The 19,452-nt window shown below is 45.8% G+C and carries 22 protein-coding genes; 14 read left to right on the top strand and 8 right to left on the bottom strand.

The features are described 5' to 3' along the window. From ABDW16_RS17315 to ABDW16_RS17300, 4 genes are all read left to right on the top strand, one after another. A partial coding sequence (locus ABDW16_RS17315) for a DUF5777 family beta-barrel protein (protein ID WP_343671436.1) occupies nucleotides 1-525 on the top strand: 525 nt, incomplete at its 5' end. A 129-nt stretch (nucleotides 526-654) separates the two neighbouring features. Next, nucleotides 655-981: a DUF4157 domain-containing protein gene (locus ABDW16_RS17310; protein ID WP_343671434.1), complete on the top strand. Its 327-nt coding sequence runs from the start codon at nucleotides 655-657 to the stop codon at nucleotides 979-981. A 119-nt stretch (nucleotides 982-1,100) separates the two neighbouring features. After that, nucleotides 1,101-1,487, top strand: a complete 387-nt coding sequence (gene apaG, locus ABDW16_RS17305) for a Co2+/Mg2+ efflux protein ApaG (protein ID WP_072364286.1) — start codon at nucleotides 1,101-1,103, stop codon at nucleotides 1,485-1,487. A 91-nt stretch (nucleotides 1,488-1,578) separates the two neighbouring features. Next, nucleotides 1,579-3,339, top strand: coding sequence for a c-type cytochrome (locus tag ABDW16_RS17300; protein WP_343671429.1), 1,761 nt, complete (start codon nucleotides 1,579-1,581; stop codon nucleotides 3,337-3,339). On the opposite strand, the gene ABDW16_RS17295 is transcribed toward ABDW16_RS17300, so the two are convergent. After that, the gene (locus ABDW16_RS17295; protein WP_343671427.1) at nucleotides 3,314-3,610 is read right to left on the bottom strand and encodes a helix-turn-helix transcriptional regulator; all 297 of its coding nucleotides are present in this window, start codon (nucleotides 3,608-3,610) and stop codon (nucleotides 3,314-3,316) included. The genes ABDW16_RS17300 and ABDW16_RS17295 overlap by 26 nt on opposite strands. Before the next feature lie 412 nt (nucleotides 3,611-4,022). Next, nucleotides 4,023-5,072: a hypothetical protein gene (locus tag ABDW16_RS17290; protein WP_343671425.1), complete on the bottom strand. Its 1,050-nt coding sequence runs from the start codon at nucleotides 5,070-5,072 to the stop codon at nucleotides 4,023-4,025. A gap of 64 nt (nucleotides 5,073-5,136) precedes the next feature. On the opposite strand from ABDW16_RS17290, the gene ABDW16_RS17285 reads away from it, so the two are divergent. The 5 genes from ABDW16_RS17285 to ABDW16_RS17265 all read left to right on the top strand — a co-directional run bounded on the left by ABDW16_RS17285 (nucleotide 5,137) and on the right by ABDW16_RS17265 (nucleotide 10,637). Beyond that, nucleotides 5,137-5,820, top strand: coding sequence for a porin family protein (locus ABDW16_RS17285; RefSeq protein ID WP_343671423.1), 684 nt, complete (start codon nucleotides 5,137-5,139; stop codon nucleotides 5,818-5,820). Between the two features lie 101 nt (nucleotides 5,821-5,921). Next, entirely contained in the window at nucleotides 5,922-7,586 is a 1,665-nt protein-coding gene (locus ABDW16_RS17280) for an NAD+ synthase (RefSeq protein ID WP_343671421.1), read from the top strand. A 91-nt stretch (nucleotides 7,587-7,677) separates the two neighbouring features. Then, on the top strand, nucleotides 7,678-8,949 hold the full coding sequence (gene serS / locus ABDW16_RS17275) for a serine--tRNA ligase (RefSeq protein ID WP_343671419.1): 1,272 nt from the start codon (nucleotides 7,678-7,680) through the stop codon (nucleotides 8,947-8,949). Between the two features lie 67 nt (nucleotides 8,950-9,016). Next, a complete protein-coding gene (locus ABDW16_RS17270; RefSeq protein WP_343671417.1) occupies nucleotides 9,017-9,562 on the top strand; it encodes a GNAT family N-acetyltransferase in 546 nt (181 codons plus the stop codon). A gap of 1 nt (nucleotide 9,563) precedes the next feature. Next, entirely contained in the window at nucleotides 9,564-10,637 is a 1,074-nt protein-coding gene (locus ABDW16_RS17265) for a HesA/MoeB/ThiF family protein (RefSeq protein ID WP_343671415.1), read from the top strand. On the opposite strand, the gene ABDW16_RS17260 is transcribed toward ABDW16_RS17265, so the two are convergent. The 3 genes from ABDW16_RS17260 to ABDW16_RS17250 form a co-directional block, all read right to left on the bottom strand. After that, complete coding sequence (locus ABDW16_RS17260) at nucleotides 10,604-11,743, bottom strand: PepSY-associated TM helix domain-containing protein (RefSeq protein ID WP_343671413.1); 1,140 nt, start codon at nucleotides 11,741-11,743, stop codon at nucleotides 10,604-10,606. The genes ABDW16_RS17265 and ABDW16_RS17260 overlap by 34 nt on opposite strands. 121 nt (nucleotides 11,744-11,864) lie before the next feature. Further along, nucleotides 11,865-12,830 carry a GTP 3',8-cyclase MoaA gene (moaA, locus tag ABDW16_RS17255; protein ID WP_343671411.1) on the bottom strand — a complete coding sequence of 322 codons (966 nt, stop codon included), beginning with the start codon at nucleotides 12,828-12,830 and terminating at the stop codon, nucleotides 11,865-11,867. 3 nt (nucleotides 12,831-12,833) lie between these two features. Next, nucleotides 12,834-13,196 (bottom strand): hypothetical protein, encoded by a 363-nt coding sequence (locus ABDW16_RS17250; RefSeq protein ID WP_343671409.1) that lies wholly within the window; start codon nucleotides 13,194-13,196, stop codon nucleotides 12,834-12,836. 57 nt (nucleotides 13,197-13,253) lie between these two features. Here ABDW16_RS17250 and moaD point away from each other — a divergent pair, with 57 nt between their 5' ends. Together moaD and ABDW16_RS17240 are read left to right on the top strand one after the other, a co-directional pair. Further along, entirely contained in the window at nucleotides 13,254-13,484 is a 231-nt protein-coding gene (gene moaD / locus ABDW16_RS17245; RefSeq protein ID WP_343671407.1) for a molybdopterin converting factor subunit 1, read from the top strand. 11 nt (nucleotides 13,485-13,495) lie between these two features. Next, on the top strand, nucleotides 13,496-13,912 hold the full coding sequence (locus tag ABDW16_RS17240) for a molybdenum cofactor biosynthesis protein MoaE (RefSeq protein WP_343671405.1): 417 nt from the start codon (nucleotides 13,496-13,498) through the stop codon (nucleotides 13,910-13,912). Here ABDW16_RS17240 and ABDW16_RS17235 read toward each other — a convergent pair. Further along, a complete protein-coding gene (locus ABDW16_RS17235; protein WP_343671403.1) occupies nucleotides 13,887-14,465 on the bottom strand; it encodes an NTP transferase domain-containing protein in 579 nt (192 codons plus the stop codon). The genes ABDW16_RS17240 and ABDW16_RS17235 overlap by 26 nt on opposite strands. Next, nucleotides 14,465-14,947: a cyclic pyranopterin monophosphate synthase MoaC gene (gene moaC, locus ABDW16_RS17230; protein ID WP_343671401.1), complete on the bottom strand. Its 483-nt coding sequence runs from the start codon at nucleotides 14,945-14,947 to the stop codon at nucleotides 14,465-14,467. Before moaC ends, ABDW16_RS17235 begins: the two co-directional genes overlap by 1 nt. Nucleotides 14,948-14,986: 39 nt before the next feature. On the opposite strand from moaC, the gene ABDW16_RS17225 reads away from it, so the two are divergent. The 3 genes from ABDW16_RS17225 to ABDW16_RS17215 are packed head-to-tail and all read left to right on the top strand — an operon-like array spanning nucleotide 14,987 to nucleotide 18,851. Further along, nucleotides 14,987-16,192, top strand: coding sequence for a molybdopterin molybdotransferase MoeA (locus ABDW16_RS17225; RefSeq protein WP_343671399.1), 1,206 nt, complete (start codon nucleotides 14,987-14,989; stop codon nucleotides 16,190-16,192). 15 nt (nucleotides 16,193-16,207) lie between these two features. Beyond that, nucleotides 16,208-17,650 carry a DUF1800 domain-containing protein gene (locus ABDW16_RS17220; protein WP_343671397.1) on the top strand — a complete coding sequence of 481 codons (1,443 nt, stop codon included), beginning with the start codon at nucleotides 16,208-16,210 and terminating at the stop codon, nucleotides 17,648-17,650. Between the two features lie 10 nt (nucleotides 17,651-17,660). Beyond that, nucleotides 17,661-18,851, top strand: coding sequence for a DUF1501 domain-containing protein (locus tag ABDW16_RS17215; RefSeq protein WP_343671395.1), 1,191 nt, complete (start codon nucleotides 17,661-17,663; stop codon nucleotides 18,849-18,851). On the opposite strand, the gene ABDW16_RS17210 is transcribed toward ABDW16_RS17215, so the two are convergent. After that, nucleotides 18,848-19,351, bottom strand: a complete 504-nt coding sequence (locus tag ABDW16_RS17210) for a hypothetical protein (protein ID WP_343671393.1) — start codon at nucleotides 19,349-19,351, stop codon at nucleotides 18,848-18,850. The two genes, ABDW16_RS17215 and ABDW16_RS17210, sit on opposite strands and share 4 nt — an antisense overlap. Nucleotides 19,352-19,452: the final 101 nt, after the last annotated feature.

Here is a 19,452-nt window from a genome sequence, read left to right as displayed (position 1 = left end):
GACGATCATGTGCCCGTGACCATCACACTCTTTGGCAATGCAGTGGAAAGTGGTGCAACCTCCAGCACCGTAAAATCGGATGCCGCCTATTTTGATAAATTCAGTGACCGTGTATCATATACCGGGCAGGTAATCATCGGCCGCAAGTTCAATCGTAGTCTGTCATTGGCACTGTTGCCAACACTCGTACACCGCAATCGTGTAACGTATATGGACGAGAATGATGTATTTGCATTAGGCGGTGGTGGCCGGTTGAAATTCAGCAACCGCATGGCATTGCTGGTAGAATACTTCTATCCGTTCCGCAGCCGGGAAACGAAGGATTATTTCAAAAACAGGGGGCGCGAATTGTACAATCCACTCTCAGTAGGATTGGAAATAGAAACCGGCGGACACGTATTCCATATCAATTTCACCAACTCAACTGCCATACTGGAAAACCAGTTTATACCTGAAACGACTACTTCGTGGTTGCAGGGACAGTTCAGATGGGGATTCAATATATCCAGGAGATTTTCACTGTAAAAAATTCGTATAACTTATATATACAAAATGCTTTTGCCACAGGCAAAAGCATTTTGTATATATAATCGTGAGACTGTGACTGTGCACGATTTTTGTCTCTGCAAAATTGATTCGTATTTTTATAAAGCAATGGAAAAACTTGTCTGCCATATCAAAGAGCGTTCCTTCTTAGCCCGTCTGGCTGCCCGCCGGATGAACAGCCAACAGCTGGCCATGGTGATTGGAAAAACCATCCATCTTTATGGTGTGAGCCGCGAGGAATTTTTGCGGCATCCCTGGTGGGTTCGCCACGAGGTATGCCACATTATGCAATACCAGGAGTTGGGTTTGCTCCCTTTTCTCTGGCGTTATCTTTGGGAATGCAAAAAAGTAGGGTACTACGCCAACCGTTTTGAGGTAGCTGCCCGGGCCGCAGAAAAGAATGCAGCCATCGTTAATAAGGTAGTGTTTAGTTAAGTATCTGAAAAACAGTGTTTTATTAAATTTACAAGAAATTGTTAAAGTCGTAGCCCGTATATATTTTTTGATAACACTGGATTTATTTTGCTTATTTTTACGTGAAACGGAGGTGTTCTATGGTAAAAAAGGTAACAGACGGAATCACCATCAGCGTGGAAACATTTTATCAACCGGATTATTCCAATCCGATTGGGAGTGAGTTTATGTTCGCCTACCGTATCACTATTGAAAACAATAATACCTTTCCCATAAAGTTATTGCGCCGTCACTGGTACATCATTGACTCTAACGGTACGCATCGCGAAGTGGAGGGAGAAGGCGTAGTAGGTGTGCAGCCGCTACTAGCCCCCACCGAAAGCTATCAGTACGTATCAGGTTCCAACCTGCGTACAGAAATCGGTAAGATGTATGGTACCTACCAGATGGAGAATCAACTCAATAAGAAGCTGTTCGAAGTGAAAATCCCGGAGTTTCAAATGATTGTGCCCTTTAAGCTAAATTGATTTACTGATTTACACAGGTTTTATTGATCATGGCAACAGATTGCCATGATATCTTTTTTTGTTCGCACAGGTCCACCAAAATCAAGATATCATGTCTCGTTCCTTCCTCATGCTATTACTGGTACTTACCCAGTGTAAACCATCTATTGTACATACTACCCTACCTACGCCTGACCCGGATAATGGCGGACTCCTGCTGCCAGATAGTTTTGTTGCCGTTACAGTTACACAGGGCATAGGGCCTGCCCGCCACCTGGCTGTGAATGACAATGGAGACATCTATGTGAAACTCGCGTACAATGAACAACTGGAAGGACGTGGGGGATCAGTAGCCCTGCGTGATAAGAATGGCGATGGTAAAGCTGATGTTGTAGCTTACTTTGGTGACTACCAGGATGAGGGTGGATTATCCACAGGCATGTCTATCTATAACGGCTATCTGTATTTCTCCACAGTAAAATATGTGCTCCGTACCAAACTCACCCCCGGCCTGCTCATTCCCGAAGGTAAAACAGATACCATCATCACCGATACAGATACGGCACTCTTCAAACACTGGCATAGCGCCAAGCCATTGGTCTTCGATCATGAAGGTCATATCTACGTTCCATTCGGCGCACCTACCGATGCTGCACAGGATATTAACACCGCAGGCCCCGGCGGTATGCCCGGAGGCAAAGGCTTGGACCCAGCTCCAGACCTGCAGCGGCATGGCGGTATCTGGCGCTTCGATGCTGACAAAACAGGGCAGACACAGGATGATGGGGAACTGTATGCCACCGGAATCCGGAGTGCTTTAGGCCTTGCCTGGAGCCCTTTTGACAATACCCTCTATGTGGCCATGAATGGCATGGACAACTTTCACAATCGTTATCCTGGCGTTTTCTCCGCCTGGCAGGCAGCCGTATTGCCCTCAGAACCTTTATTGAAAGTAACGCCCCATTCCAACTTTGGCTGGCCTTACGCCTATTTCGATCACATGCAGGGCAAAAATATACTGGCTCCGGGTTATGGTGGAGATGGAAAAATCACAGCCAGGGCAGATAGTTTTGATGTGCCTGTTTTCGGTTTTCCCGGTCACTGGGCGCCCATGGATCTTTTATTCTACGCAGGCAATCAATTTCCGGAACGATACAAAAATGGGTGCTTTGTAGCTTTTCACGGTTCTACAGACAGGGCGCCTTATCCACAGGCAGGCTACATCGTATGCTTCGTGCCTTTTGAAAAAGGTGCACCTACCGGCAAGTGGGAAGTATTTGCAGACGGGTTTACAGGTACAGATACCGTATTCAATACCAGCGATGCCCGCTATCGCCCTATGGGCCTTGCTACCGGCCCGGATGGCTCCCTGTACATAGCAGAATCGAATAAAGGGAAAATATGGAGAGTGATGTATAGCGGCAATAAACAAACATTCCATCCGGCACAACTCAGAGAGATGGAAACACGAAAATCACGCACGTACATCAAAACACCAGACCCTGTGTTGGATATGGTAGGTAAGGGCAATGAAATGCATGGCTGGATGCTGTACAATGCTTACTGCGCCAGCTGCCACCAGCGGGACGGAAAGGGAGATAATAATCGCTATCCGCCATTAGCCGGCTCACCCTACCTGGCAGGCGATAAAAAACAGTTGATCAATATAGTGCTGAATGGACTGAAAGGAAAGATATCTGTGAATGGAAAAACATTTGATGGCGTCATGCCTGCACATGGTGCTTTTCTGGACGATCAGTCAGTGGCATCGATCGTAGCGTATATCAAGGATCGGTTTAACAATGAAGAGATAACTATTACAGCTGACATGGTAAAGAAGGAAAGGGTTAGTCTTCCCGCTTCGTCACGGTAAAACCTTCTGCAAAAAATTCCTGCGGTGTCATTTCAAGACCATCAATTATCTTTAAAAGAGTGCTGAGGCGAATGTCATCAAACTTACCTGATTCGTACCTTGACATTCCGACACGGGAGATATCAATATCATAGGCAAATGTCTCGTAAGACCTAAATCCCCGGTCTTTTCTTAAAAATTTTATACGTTTTCCTAATTCTTCGAGGAAAATGTCGTGATCAAAATGACCCAGAACCGCCTTCTTTTTGGGTTCCTTCTTTTCTTTAGCCATGGTGCAATTAACAAACTAAGTTTACTACAATCAACTCAATAATACAAGTAGTATTGTGATATGTATATTATATTGTACATTTTTAAAAAATACTTCCTATATTTGTATCACAATCAAATAGAAGAGACACAAGCACAGCATTATTATACATCATTAAAGGAGGAATAAGCAGAGACATTTTTTGGGGTTAATAAACTGATATGTCCAGGTGCTGAAATTTTTATTTCAGCCCTCTTTTTTATGAACTAAAATAGCATCGGTATTGGGAGTATTGGGCTTATACAGAACTCATATTTTCCAATACATAGTAGTAGTTTTTAGCCGGAAGGCTGGAATCTTCCCAATCCGGTGTCTATTTTTACGTTGAGCTAGCAATGCGGTGGAAGCTGATTTCTCAGCACCACCGCTTTTTTTATTTAGGTCTGTATTTGGATTGCTGGAAGATGCTCATCGCATCCTTGTTATCCATCAGTTGTTGTAATGTCACATTCGGATGCCCTTTCATATACGCCTGCACTATCCGCCAACCTACAAAAGCACCAATCCTGCCAGGAGAGCCTTCCGGCATTCCCTGGGTAGAAGGACCATCGTTCATGAAATGCATATTATTCTGCCAGTCTGATTTATATAACAGGTCCTGCTGTACGAAATACTGCCATATCATTTGCTCATTATCAAGGCACCATTTTACCTGCTCGCCGGTATAACCCAGTCTTAAACTATCGTCAGTATATGGCAGCACCTGCTCCATGAAATATTGATGCTTGCCGGCATTCACCAGCTGAATCACCAGTTTGTCGCCAGGCTCCCCACCAGGATATAGCTGCTGCGCCAGCACCTGGATGCAGTTAGGCACAATGTACTCAGGAGAAAACTTCCTGACCATATACCCCGGATAATCCGGCAGCATGGCATAAATAGGAAAATCAGCGCCCAGGTACATGTCCAGCCCAATGCCCAAAGTAGAGTCGATAGTCACCGCCCCATAATTACTGATCATAGAGCTGAAAGTCACTACTTTGTGAGGTGGCTGAAATTGTGGAAAGTAATATTTGATGAACCTGAAGCTCTGCGCCAGTTCGTCTTCAATCTTCTTTACATCCCGGAAATGTGTATTGATAGAATCCTGCAAAACCCTGAAATCCTTATTACCCACCAGCATTTTGGTCAAAAACGGAATCATATGACTGGTATCGGAATAAGGCCCGAAATTCATAATATGCTCAGTGTAAGCAGGCAGGAATGCAGGATATTTTTGATCCAGTTGCTGTAAGGCAGGTATTATATTCGTTGTGTCCAACTTATCCAGCGCCTGGTCAAAACGGTCAATATGTACACTCACAGCAATTTTACTCACGTCTGGCACGTTTTTATGTGTACAGGCTGTCAGGCAGAACAATAAGAGCATATAGGGCAGGAGCTGCTGACAAATACCGGTTAATTTATTAGTGTTATTTTGCATACTTCTACTAAACTAATGATCGGTAAAAATATTATATACCTTGTATAAAAAAGATAAAATTAACATGAGAAAGGCATTTTTGGTGACCCTGTTTTTAAGCATAGCATTGATAAGCAACGCTCAGCGCGGTTATTATGTAAAGGAACACCGGGTAAGGTTGGGATTTCGGCTGGATCCGACCGTATCCCTGCTGGTGCCGCAGGAATCGGGGGTAGACAGAAATGCGGGTCGGTTAGGGATTAGTTTCGGTGTAATGGCAGATTTTCTGCTGGATGAGGCCGGGCATTATGCTTTGGCCACTGGTTTACAAATTACCACTGCAGGTAGCAAACTGAAATATGATGCCGGAAAGGGATTGGACGATTACAAAGCCAATGCTGCTGAATATAACATCAAGGCCACTTATGTGGAAGTGCCTTTGGCCCTGAAACTCAAGGCAGAAACGGCGCCGGGGATGAATATCTTTGGGCAGTTTGGTACCTATGTAGGTTTCCCGGTGAGGGGGCGTGCAGATGTGGTGACGATGGCCCAGACTTATGATAAGGTGAACGTACTGAGGGACTTACAGCCCGTAAATATCGGTTTGCTGGTAGGTGCCGGCGTAGAATATCCGCTGGGGGAGAACCTGACCGGGTTGGTAGGATTGGATTACAGGAATGGATTTATAGATGTGACCCGGAATGCGAAATGGAATGATGGAAAGGTGAATATGAATAGTATAGCGTTGAAATTAGGATTGTTCTTTTAATAGTATTAGCCCTCCGCGTACAAAAAAACGCTTCGGCCGAAGGCCGAAGCGTTTTTTTGTAATAAAATCAGGAAATTTGTGTTAGTCCAACGCTATTATAGATGAAAATTATCCTGGCTCAACAAAATTATCACATAGGCAATTTCGAATGGAATACCCAGCAGATTCTGAATGGGATCAAGGCAGCTAAAGCGCAGGGCGCAGATCTGGTAGTCTTCTCTGAACTTTGTATCAGTGGCTACCCTCCAAGAGATTTTCTGGAATTCGAAGACTTCATTCAACAATGCTATGCTGCTATTGACACGATCAAAGCGCATACTCAAGATATAGCCGTACTGGTAGGTGGTCCCTGCCGTAACCAGGCCCCTGAAGGCAAAGACCTCTTCAACGCTGCCTGGTTCCTGTACGAAGGTGAGATAAAACAGGTTATTCACAAGACCCTGCTGCCTACCTACGACGTATTTGACGAATACCGTTACTTCGAACCATCCTTCGCATGGAACGTGATCCCTTTCAAAGGAAAGAAACTTGCCGTAACTATTTGTGAAGATATCTGGAACCTGGGCGACAACCCGCTGTACCGCATCTGCCCCATGGACCAGCTCATGGCACAACAGCCGGATGTCATGATCAACCTCTCCGCATCCCCGTTCGACTACGATCACGACGAAGATCGCAAAGAGATTATCCGTGCCAATGTACGCAAGTACAAGATACCTATGTTCTACTGTAACACGGTAGGCTCTCAGACTGAAATCGTATTCGATGGTGGTTCCCTCATCTTCGATGCACAGGGAAATATTGTAAAAGAATTCCCCTACTTCGCAGAAGCGATCGACGGTCTGGAACTGGAACCATTGCAGCAGGCAACCACCACTCATCCCATAAAGCCATATGTGCCTGTTACTGAACTACTATTCGGGCACAACATGGATCGCATTTATGAAGCAATCTTACTGGGTATCAGGGATTACTTTCGTAAGATGGGTTTCAAAAAAGCCATCCTGGGTTCTTCCGGTGGTATTGACAGCGCAGTGGTCTTAGCCCTGGCAGTAGAAGCTTTAGGGAAGGAAAATGTACGTGCGGTCCTGATGCCTTCCCCTTATTCAACAGAGCATTCTGTAGATGATGCGGTGGCTTTATCCAGAAATTTAGATAATCCATACGACATCATTCGCATCAATGATATTTACGAAACCTTCCTGCACACCCTGCATCCTTATTTCCAGGGGCTGCCATTTAATGTAGCGGAAGAAAACACTCAATCCCGCATTCGTGGCAATCTCCTGATGGGATTGTCCAATAAATTCGGGTATATCCTGTTGAATACTTCCAACAAGAGTGAACTATCTACAGGCTATGGCACCCTGTATGGAGATATGGCCGGTGGCCTTTCTGTATTGGGAGATGTGTACAAAATGCAGGTCTATGCACTGGCCAGGTACATTAACCGCAATGGTGAGATCATTCCGCAGAACATTATTGACAAAGCCCCTTCGGCAGAGCTGCGTCCTAATCAAAAGGATAGCGATAGTTTGCCTGACTATGCAGTACTGGACAAAATACTCTACCAGTACATAGAACGCAGACAAGGGCCAAAAGAGATCATCGCACAGGGTTTTGATGCTGCGTTGGTAGCGCGTACGCTAAAAATGGTAAATAGTAATGAGTATAAAAGGAATCAGTTCTGTCCTATCATCAGGGTGTCATCGAAGGCATTTGGAGTAGGTAGAAGGGTGCCTATTGTGGGTAAGTATCTGAGTTAATCTTTTACAGCCCCCTTTAAAAAACCGCTTCTGCCGCAGGCAGAAGCGGTTTTTATTTTATTATCTTTGGCAAAATTTAATCGATCGTACAATGTTACAAGTTCCGTTCATTCGTCAAAACAAAGAACTGGTACTGGAACGTCTGGCTTTGAAAAACTTCAAAGAAATCCAGATCGTTGATGAAGTACTGGCACTGGATGACAAGCGCAAAAAGCTGACGCTGGAATATGATGAAACCCAGGCCCAGGTAAACTCCGCTTCAAAAGAAATCGGTAAGCTCATGGCTCAGGGTCAGAAAGATACTGCTGATCTGCGCAAATCGGAAGTAGCATCATTAAAAGAAAAATTACAGCCTATCAATGAAGAACTGATCGCCACTGAAAAGGCCCTGCACGATACATTGGTAAAACTCCCTAACCTGCCTGCTGCCATCGTTCCGCCCGGCAAAACCCCGGAAGAAAACCTGGAAGTAGGCAAGGGTGGTAACATCCCTTCTCTCTACGAAGGTGCTGTGCCACACTGGGACCTGGCTAAAAAATACGACCTCATCGACTTTGAACTCGGTAATAAAATCACCGGTAGCGGTTTCCCCGTTTACAAAAACAGGGGTGCCCGTTTACAGCGTGCTATGATCCAGTATTTTCTGGATTACAACATCAGCAGGGGCTACACCGAATACCAGGTGCCACACATGGTAAACGAAGCTTCTGCTTACGGTACCGGTCAGTTGCCAGACAAAGAAGGTCAGATGTACCACATCGGCGAAGACGGTTTCTACATGATCCCTACTGCCGAAGTGCCCCTCACCAACATCTACCGCGATGAGATCCTGAAAGATACTGACCTGCCTGTACGCATGACGGGGTATACACCTTGTTTCCGCCGTGAAGCAGGTTCTTATGGTAAAGATGTACGTGGCCTGAACCGCCTGCATCAGTTTGACAAAGTAGAACTGGTACAGCTCGTTCACCCTGACAAATCTTACGAAGTACTGGACGAAATGGTGGCACATGTAGAAGGGTTGATTCAGTCCCTGAACCTGCCTTACCGCATTCTGCGCCTCTGTGGTGGCGATATGAGCTTTACCTCCGCCCTCACATACGACTTCGAAGTATACAGCACTGCACAGCAAAAATGGCTGGAAGTAAGCTCTGTATCTAACTTCGAATCTTACCAGACTAACCGCGCCAAGATCCGCTTCAAGGATGGTGGTGGAAAACCACAGTTGGTTCACTCCCTGAATGGCAGTTCCCTGGCCCTGCCACGCATCCTTGCCTGCATCCTGGAAAACAACCAGACTGCAGCAGGTATCGTGATTCCAGAGGTGCTGAGAACCTATTTTGGCAGCGACAAAATCGCATAAAGATATCATCATATGGAAAAGGCTATCTCACCCGGGATAGCCTTTTCTTATTACATTTGTGTCTAATATGCAGCATTTTCTTCCCAATGGTCAAATCCTGGAACTTCGCCAGGCCGTACCGGACGATGCCCCGGTGCTCCTATCCTATTTCCGCCAGTTAATCAGCGAAACAGACTTCCTGCTCTATACCCGCCAGGAAGCCGCCGCCTGGACCGTGGAAGAGGAACGGGACTTCATCCTCTCTTTTTCTAAAGAGGCCAATGACCTGCTGCTAATAGCCTTTGCCGGCAATCAACTGATCGGTACCCTCTCTATTCGCCAGAACACCTTCTGGAAAGAAGCACACCTCGGCAACTTAGGTATCGGTGTGCTCCACAGCTACTGGAACATGGGCATAGCCAGGAGAATGATGACCGCAGGCACACGCTGGGCCGAACAACATCCGGAATTAGAAATCATTCAGCTAAGCGTTGTCGCAAATAATGAAAGAGCGATCCAGTTATACCGTAACTTTGGCTTTATGGAATATGGTCGTATGCCCAAAGGCACACGGCAGCCAGATGGATCTTATGTAGATAATATCCTGATGTCGAAAAGAGTAAAGCCATTGTAACATGAGGTATGACAGACATTTGAAACTGGAAGGATTTGGTCCTGCCAAACAAGAGTTATTACACAACGCAGCTATATTAGTAATCGGTGCCGGTGGATTAGGTGTACCGGTTTTGCAATACCTGACAGCAATGGGTGTAGGAAAAATCGGTATTGTAGAACACGATACCATCTCCATCACCAACCTGCAGCGGCAGGTCTTATACCATACTGCAGAACAAGGCCAGTCTAAGCTGTTTACTGCCATCAAACGCTTACAGCAACTCAATCCTGAAGTAGCATTCGTTCCACACGATACCTGGCTCTCACCAGATAATGCGCTGTCTATTTTTGCATCGTACGATGTCATTATCGACTGCTCTGACAACTTCGGTACCCGCTATCTTGTAAACGATGCCTGTGTGTTACTGAACAAACCATTTGTATACGGCGCCATTCATAAATACGAAGGGCAGGTAAGTGTATTCAATTATAAAGAAAGTGCTACCTACCGTTGCCTTTTCCCCGAACCACCAGCATCCGGTACCATGCAGAACTGTAGCGATATTGGTGTGTTAGGTGTACTGCCAGGCATTATCGGCACGTATCAGGCCAATGAAGCTGTGAAGATTATTTGTGGCATAGGAGAACCATTGAGCAACCAGTTGCTCACCATCGATACATTGAGCAATATCCACCAGGTATTCCAGTTCAAACCAATGAGACAACCTATTACTGCATTGCAGTCAGCATACGATATCCCCTGCGATACAGGTGGTGTAAAACCCCTCAGTGTACAGGAACTGCACCAATGGCTGGAAGAAGGAAAAGAGGTACAGTTGATCGATGTAAGAGAACCTGATGAATGGGAAATATGCAAACTGCCACAAGCTATGTTCGTGCCCATGCGTATGGTAGGAGGGGTGCTGCCGCAACTGAGAAGAGATATTCCTACAGCCGTATTATGCCATCATGGTATGAGAAGTATGATGATTGCGCAACAATTGGATGCTGCCGGTTTTCCTAAAGTATATAATGTAACAGGTGGTATACATGCCTGGGCCTATGAAATAGACGAAGCCATGGACACATATTGAGTCTTTTTCTTTACAGGCTTTTTCTTCTTTTTCCCGATCCATACCAGGAAACCCGTCACTGGCAGTGATGCGGCTATCAGGGTACAAATAAATGCGAGTATCTTGGTTGGCCAGCCGAACAATCCGCCTGTGTGAATAGGATAAATCATCCTTCTTACCTGTGTGCCTTTTGTATCATTTGCAAATAACTTATCACCTACAAATGCGCCGCTTCCTGCCTGGAAGTAGAGTACATCTACAATGTGGGCAGTGATCCTGTCAGTATTTTCTTTTCCCACAGTCACTGCCAGTTCTTTTTTCTCAGGGAAACGGATATTTATAATACCATTGTAAGTGAGCCGTTGGTTAGTTTCTGCCAGCACCTTGTCCAGCCACGCCACCTCATTGCCTTTTACTGGTTTGCTTGCCGGCGCTTCTACCTTTGCTTGTGGCTTGCCATCAAATGCATAAAACAGGAGATTATTCACCCATTTATAGCTCCACACCAACCCAGTCAGCGCTGTAATGAAAATAACCACGTGAATATAAAATCCAAACACCGCATGCAGGTCCCAGTTCAATCTTTTAAAGCTGGCATTCCACTTCACTTTCATGCGCTGCTTACGGGTATTCCTTTTCGGCCACCACAGGATCAATCCACTGATGATGATGATGACAAACAGGCTACAGGAAATACCTGTAATTACCTTGCCTGTTTCACCCATACACAGGTATCTGTGCAGGTTCTTCACTACTACAAAGAATCGTTTGTCCTGGGCTGCCGTATAAGTAATCTTCCCGCTATAAGGATCCGTCACTACCATCAGCAGGTTGCCTTTCTCTTTTCCTTTTTTCAGGTAAAAAGTTACGGTGCTGTTTGCAGCAGGTTGAATCTCAATATTATTTGGTTTATAATCCGGGTATTTATCGTGTACCATCGCTGCCAATGCATCCAGCGACATTCTTGTTGCACCTGCCGGCGCCTGTACACTAAAAAGAGAGGGTTGAAAAAGGTGTTCCAGTTCATCTTCAAATACCAACAGGCTGCCACTCAGTGCAACCACTATAACTACCAGCCCCGAGGCAAGTCCCAGCCAGAGATGTAACCATCCTATTAACTTCTTCATTATCAGCAATCTGTGAGTAAATCAACCATCAGATCGCCCACAAATTACAGCAGGAGAAGGCTATTAGTAGCTCAAATCGGGAAAATATCTTTATTCGTATGAGGCATATGGGATTATTTCCTTACCCGCCAATCACAGACATACTATCCCAATGCTGGTTCTGCCGCTCAGCTTCAAACCCATTTTCCGCTCTGTGCCCCAGGGCATTGCGGATCTCATGCATCATCAATGCATTGCTGGCTCCGCTACGCAGCAAATCCCTTACATTCAGCACATCTCCGCCATACAGGCAGGTTTTCAATCCCCCCGTAGGTGTAATACGAAGCCGGTTGCAGGTGCCGCAGAAAGTACGGCTATAAGCAGGAATGACCCCTATCTGCCCCTGGTAACCAGGTATTTGATAGTTAATACTCGTAGCATGTGGCGGGTTAGGCAATTTTTCCAACGGATAGTACGCCTCCAATGCCTCAAGAATGCGCAGGTAATGCCATTGATGCCCTGAAAAAGGGTGCCCCTGCCCGTTGAACGGCATTTCTTCAATAAACCGCACGGAGAGTGGCTGTTGTTGGGTCAGTTCTGCAAAGGCTTGCAGCTCATCTGTATTCACCCCACCCATGACTACCACATTCAGTTTTACCTGCATATCCTGTTCCAGCAGGCTATGCAGGGTCTGCATCACAGCGGGAAACTGGTCTCTTCTCGTAATGTCCCGGAACCGGTCTCTTTGTAGGGTATCCAGGCTCAGGTTAACTTTCCGGATGCCTAAGGCTTTTAACTGGGGAATATAAGCCTGGGTCAGCACCCCGTTGGTAGTAATAGAAATCTCAGGTATTAGTTCTTTTAGCGCTGCCAGCAAGGGTAGCAGATCTTTTCTCAGGAAAGGCTCCCCACCCGTAATCCGCAGTTTATCGATCCCCGCTGCCGCCAGTGGGCGCATCAGGGCTAGTATTTCTTCGTTGGTGAGCAGTTCCTTCCTTTGCAGAAACTGCATTTGCTCTGGCATGCAATAGGTACATCGCAGGTTACAGCGATCAGTCACTGCCAGCCTGATGTAATTTATAATACGGTTATGTGCGTCTATCAACATATTTTAGCAACTCTGCGCAGGATTCTCAAAAGCCTGGCTTTCGTCTTCATCTCTTTCGGTCAGACATTTAAAATCTTTCTCTATCAGCAGGTGCAAAACAGAGCCATCCGCATTTGGTAACTCATGCTTAAAACCTACCTGTTCCGTGGTGATCCACTCAGATACCTGTGCCAGGGGCAAAAATAATTGTACGCCATTTGTATTCAATGCAATGGCTGGTGCTCCCCCTTTTGCATGTATAGAAAAGTGCAGGGAACCGGCGCCAATCGTAGTAATCTCTTCTATTACCTGCGTTTCCTGCAGGGTGGTAATATCTTTTTTATCCAACCGGTAGCGGATACTGTTCCCACGAATTCTTATTTTCATCCCGTAAAAAGTTTGACGTATGTAAATTACTACATTATCGTAGCTTTATCTATAACTATGCGTGTGTTATTATTTGGTATTGCAAAAGATATTGCGGGGGCACCGGCTATCACGCCCTCCGGAGTTGCAGATGTGGCAGCCCTGAAAGAATGGTTGTATGCACAGTATCCCAGGCTCCGGGACCTGCGCTCCCTCATGATAGCGGTGAACAAAGTATATGCAAATGATGAGCAACCATTACTCCCCGGCGATGAGATTGCTGTAATACCCCCTGTAAGCGGCGGCTGAAAAATGTAAGTATGGACCTTCTGGTAAAAATCGCACCTGATATCAATGTGCAACAGGCACTGGACTTTGTGGAATCACCGGATTGCGGTGGTGTAGTACTCTTTGTGGGCAATGTACGCAACGAAACACAGGGGAAAAAAGTAGTAAAATTATTCTTTGAGTGCTACGAACCCATGGCCATTGCGGAAATGGAAAAGATTGCACAACATACCATATCTCACTTAGGCATTAAGCGGATTGCCATCCTCCACATTACAGGCGAAAAACTACCCGGCGAAACAGTCGTAGTCATCGCCGTTGCTGCACCCCACAGGGGCGTGGCTTTTGAAGCCTGCCAGTATGCGATCGACACCTTAAAACAAACCGTGCCTATCTGGAAAAAAGAATTCTTCGAAGACGGTGCTATCTGGGTAGCTGCGCATCCATAATTGCGCGTACTGCTTCCTCTCTTTCCGAAGGTGTATTCGCATTGAACTGCTCTATTGCAAATGGATTTTCAATCAATGCAATATCTGCTTTCAGCAATGTTTTGCGCGGACATCCTCTTTCAATATCCAGTCTTTTCAATCCTGCTGGTTCCCAGATCGTCATCAATGGCTCCGGCGATTGCTTGAATGAACTGATAAAAGCAGTGGCTTCTTTGTTCACATCTCTGGAAGCGATCAACAACTCTAAACTTTGTGCACTGATCAATGGCAGATCACATGCTAATACCAACCATGTTCGTTCCGGGAAAGCCTTGTGCGCACTCAGTATCCCGGTAGCCGGGCCTGCATCCCCCACACTATCAGTAATCACAGTTAATTCCGTTTCCAATTGCTGATCTGCACGACAAGAGAGGAATACTTTCTCCGTTAGTGGTGCCAGTAACTGGTACAGGTATTGCCACTGTGGCACCCCATGATAATCCAGCTGGCTTTTATCCTGCTGCATGCGCAGGCTCCGCCCGCCACATAATATCAATCCATATAATCCTGCCATCAGAAATCCCGTTTACCGCCTGTTTTACTGATTAATTTAGTTTGCCTGATCTCCATACCATGAGAAAAAGCCTTGCACATATCATAGATCGTCAATGCTGCAATGCTCGCACCAGTGAGGGCTTCCATCTCCACACCCGTTCTGCCGGTAGTTTTGATCGTACATTTCACAATCGCTTCTTCTCCTTCCAGGTGAATATCTACCTGACAACCATCCAGCAGTAAGGTATGACAAAGCGGGATGAGATCCGGCGTTTTCTTAGCCGCCATAATGCCTGCTATAATAGCTGTCTGAAACACTGCTCCCTTCTTTGTATAAATATCTGACCCACTGAACTGCTGCCGGATCACTTCAGGCAAAAAGACCCTGCTTTCTGCCACCGCCACTCTTTCCGTCACCATTTTGCCGCTTACATCCACCATAGTAGGTTGATCTGCTGCATTCAGATGAGAAAAACCCTGTTTACTTGAATCATTGCTCATAATAGAATAAATTTACAAAGAAAGCTGTTAAATATGCTAATGGATGTCATCGCTGCCTATACTGCCGTCATGGGGATAGCCAGGGACTTCGGAATAGAGCAGGTGCCTTTTACTTCCGCTGCCGGAAGGGTACTGCGTGAACCCGTATTATCCGATAGAGACTTCCCTCCTTATGACCGCGTAATGATGGATGGGATCGCCATCAATTTTGAAACCTATGCCAAAGGACAAACTGTATTTGGCGTGGAAGACATGCAGGCTGCAGGTATGCCACGTAAGCAACTGGGCAGCATGGCTGATTGTATTGAAGTCATGACCGGCGCTATCTTGCCAGAGCTGACAGATACCGTTATCCAGTACGAACACCTGGAAGTGTCGGAACACGATGGCTTTCGTCGCTTTACTATCAAAGCCGACGTAGCACAGGGGCAACATATTCATTGCCAGGGCACCGATGCGGCGGCTGGCCAGGTATTGATTGCAGCGGGTACCCGCATTACAGCTGCAGAAACAGGGGTACTGGCGGCAGTGGGTAAAACCACCGTCAGCGTAAGCCGCCTGCCAAAAGTCGCCATCATCACCACCGGCGATGAACTGGTGCCTGTATCAGAAACCCCTGACATGCACCAGGTACGTATTTCCAACTCTTATACACTCGCAGCTGCATTACATACAGAACTGGGTATCCAGGCCACCTGCTACCATGTAAATGACGATATACCTGCCATTCAACAATTATTGCGCTCATTATTAGAGCACGATGTAATAATTTGTACGGGAGCTGTCTCTGCCGGTAAATATGACTACCTGCCACAGGTATTGGAAGAGCTGGGTATGCAGCAGGTATTTCATAAAGTACAGCAGCGCCCCGGCAAACCTTTCCTGTTTGGATATTTTGAAAATGGCCCCGTGGTATTTGCATTGCCAGGCAATCCTGTAGCCGGGTTTATGTGTTGTTATCGTTATATTTTACCCTGGTTAAAGACTTCTTTACAAATGACGGCGGGGCCGGAACCGTACGCGGTATTGGGCGCAGATGTACACTTCAAGCCACCATTGACCTATTTCATGCCTGTTCGTTTGCATCCCGTAGCGGGTGGCCAGCTCATCGCTTTGCCACCACCCTATCATGGTTCCGGAGATCTGGCAGCTTTATTGCAGGCAGATGGGTTCCTGGAATTGCCATCAGAAAAAGAACTCTTTGAGAAAGGTAGTAGTTATCCCGTGTGGAGATTCAGATCCTGATCTAAATATAAAACTATGGTCCCTGAAAAATTACAGATGCAGCACCTTGCATGGAGGGCTGGCTTTGGAGAACGTTATCCCATTATAGCCGATTGGACCCACAGGCGCCGGAAACAAATTGTTAGCAAGATCCTCATTGGTCCTGCTAAAGATGAGACGACACCTATCAAAATCATTGACCAGTCTGACCTTCCTGACTACAGGAAGAAAAAAGACCTGGATGCTGATACCCGCAAGATGGTGCAGCAAATGAATACACAAGGTATTAAAGACCTCAATGTATCGTGGGTAGACGAAATGGTACGGAGTACACATCCCCTGCGGGAAAAAATGGCGCTCTTCTGGCATGGGCACTTTGCCTGCCGCACACAGAATGTGCTGTTCAACCAGCAGTTACTGAATGTGATCAGGCTCAATGCCCTTGGTAATTTCGGAGATTTACTGACAGCTGTTTCCAAAACACCTGCTATGTTACAGTTTCTGAATAACCAGCAAAACAGGAAAGCGCATCCCAATGAAAACTTCGCACGCGAAGTGATGGAATTATTTACCATGGGACGAGGTAATTATACAGAACAGGATATTAAAGAAGCGGCCAGGGCCTTCACCGGTTGGGCGTTTGACGAAGATGGTAATTTCGTGTTCAGGGAAAAAACACACGACGAAGGTGTGAAAAACATTCTTGGCAAAGAAGGCAACTTCAATGGGGATGATGTATTGAAAATACTCCTGGAGAAAAAAGCAACTGCACAATTCATCACTGCCAAAGTGTATAAATTCTTTGTAGATGAAGAAACACCCGACCCCGAAAAAATCAATACCCTCGCAGATAAATTCTATAGCTCCGGCTACGACATCAAAGAACTGATGCGCAACATTTTCATGGCAGACTGGTTTTACGATAATAAACTAATCGGCAATCATATTAAATCACCCATTGAATTGCTGGTAGGTTTTCGCAGAACAATCCCGGTCGATTTTGACAGGGAAGAAGTGATGATCTCATTTCAACAGGTCCTGGGTCAAACATTATTCTATCCGCCAAACGTGGCCGGGTGGCCCGGTGGGCGCAACTGGATAGATAGCTCCAGCTTAATGTACCGCATGCAGTTACCATCAATGATCCTCTATGAAAAAGATTTCAATATCCAACCCAAAGAGATCACACCAGAGATGGGTATGGGTAGTTACAAAGTAACGCAACAGGTTAATGAAGCAGCGCAAAGACAATATGCCAGAAAGATCAAAGGTGTCATTCACTGGGATGATTACCTGGCAGATTACAAAGATGTAAAACGCGAAGACCTGGCTGCTACCATTGCTGATACGCTCTTACAAAACAATAAGAACGTAAGCAGGCAGGTGCTGGAAAACTACGCAGACGTTACATCCAGGGAGCAATACATAAAGACAGTCACCATCGCTGTGATGAGTACACCCGAATATCAATTGTGTTAAAACTTATTGTATGTTAATACTGAACAGGCGTCGTTTTTTACAAGCTGGTTCACTGGCTTCTGCATCGCTCTTCGTACCGAAGTTCCTGAAAGCATTGGAGAATTCCACACATGCCATGGTGCCGCCGGGCAATAAGGTGCTTGTCGTTATCCAGTTATCAGGAGGTAATGATGGGTTGAATACTGTGATTCCATATCGTAATGATATCTATTATAAACTCCGCCCCAGCCTGGGTATACAAAGAGAAAAAGCTTTGTCCCTCACAGACGAAACAGGGCTGCATCCTGCCATGGTAGGTATGAAAGCACTGTATGATGACGGGGGTATGGGCATCCTGCAAAATGTAGGTTATCCCAATCCTGATCGTTCTCATTTCCGCTCTATGGACATCTGGCAATCCGCCAGCAACTCAGCTGACTATTGGGGCAATGGCTGGATAGGTCGCTATCTCGATGCACAATGCCAGTCTGTTCAGGCACTGGAAATCGACGATACACTGAGCCTGGCCATGAAAGGGGAAGTACAGAAAGGACTTGCCTTCAATGATCCGGGTAGATTGAGTAGTGGTATCAATGCAGGTCTCTACAAAGATTTATTGTACCAGCACAAAGACGAAGAACCGAATGTAGATTACCTGTACAAAACACTGGGGTCCACATTATCATCTGCCAGTTACATTCAAAAGCAATTTAAAACATACGATACCAAAGAGACCTATCCTTCCACACATCTTGGAAAAAGTCTGCGCACCATTTCAAAGCTGATCATGTCTGATATCAGTACAAAAGTGTATTATGTATCTCACGGCAGTTTTGACACACATGTGAATCAACAGGCACAACAGCAAAACCTGTTCAAACAACTGGATGATGCCATCACTGTATTTACCCGGGATCTGAAAAGCAATAATCGTTTTCAGGATGTGGTAGTCATGACCTTCTCCGAATTTGGCAGAAGAGTGGCGCAGAATGCCAGCAATGGTACAGACCATGGTACTGCCAATAACATGTTCCTGATTGGTGGCGGATTAAAGCAACAAGGCTTATTGAATGATGGTCCTGATTTGCTGAACCTGAAAGATGGAGACCTGCAATACAAAGTTGATTTCAAGCGTGTATATGCCACGCTGCTCAACAAATGGTTGGGTGCAGATGACAAGACAATCTTAAAACACAACTACGATTATTTATCTTTTATTTAGAGTGTATCTCTGACAAATACGGTCCTGATAAAGCCTTTTTCCAGTGGCTTGGGAGAGATGGTGCCGGTAGTATCTATCAGCTCACCATCGAAACTGCCTTCGATCAGGGTATCGATTACACTGGTAATATGAAGGTTCAGCGTACCGTAACTGTAATTAGCCTGCAGGTTGTACGCAATGTCTGCGAATCCCAGGCGGAAGCTGTTACCCTGTATAGTAGAAGAATAGTCACCGGGTTGGATAGTGCCGGTTTCTGCAATCAAAGAAAATTGAACCGTTTCACCATGATTGCCGGTAGCGGAAATGTTTAGAACCGGATAGTCGTTAGTAGCGTCGTTGTCAGTGAGATTAGCGGGTGTGAGCACAGCGGTTGGATTTTCGGCAAGTACGATCAGACTATCTACCTGGAATGAGGTATATTTTCTGATAGGTTCGTTGTCATCGTGCTTGCAGGCGCACATCAGTAACAGAATTCCGGCTAGAGCAATTAATTGGCGCATGGTTTTTGGGTTTATATAGCTAAACGAAAATGTAAGGCATTAATTGTCAATCGATAATTAAAAGTAAACAAAAAAGCGTTTTTGACCATCGGCCAAAAACG

This window comes from Chitinophaga sp. (assembly GCF_039596135.1).
GTDB lineage: Bacteria > Bacteroidota > Bacteroidia > Chitinophagales > Chitinophagaceae > Chitinophaga.
This window is presented reverse-complemented; position numbering and strand designations above follow the sequence as displayed.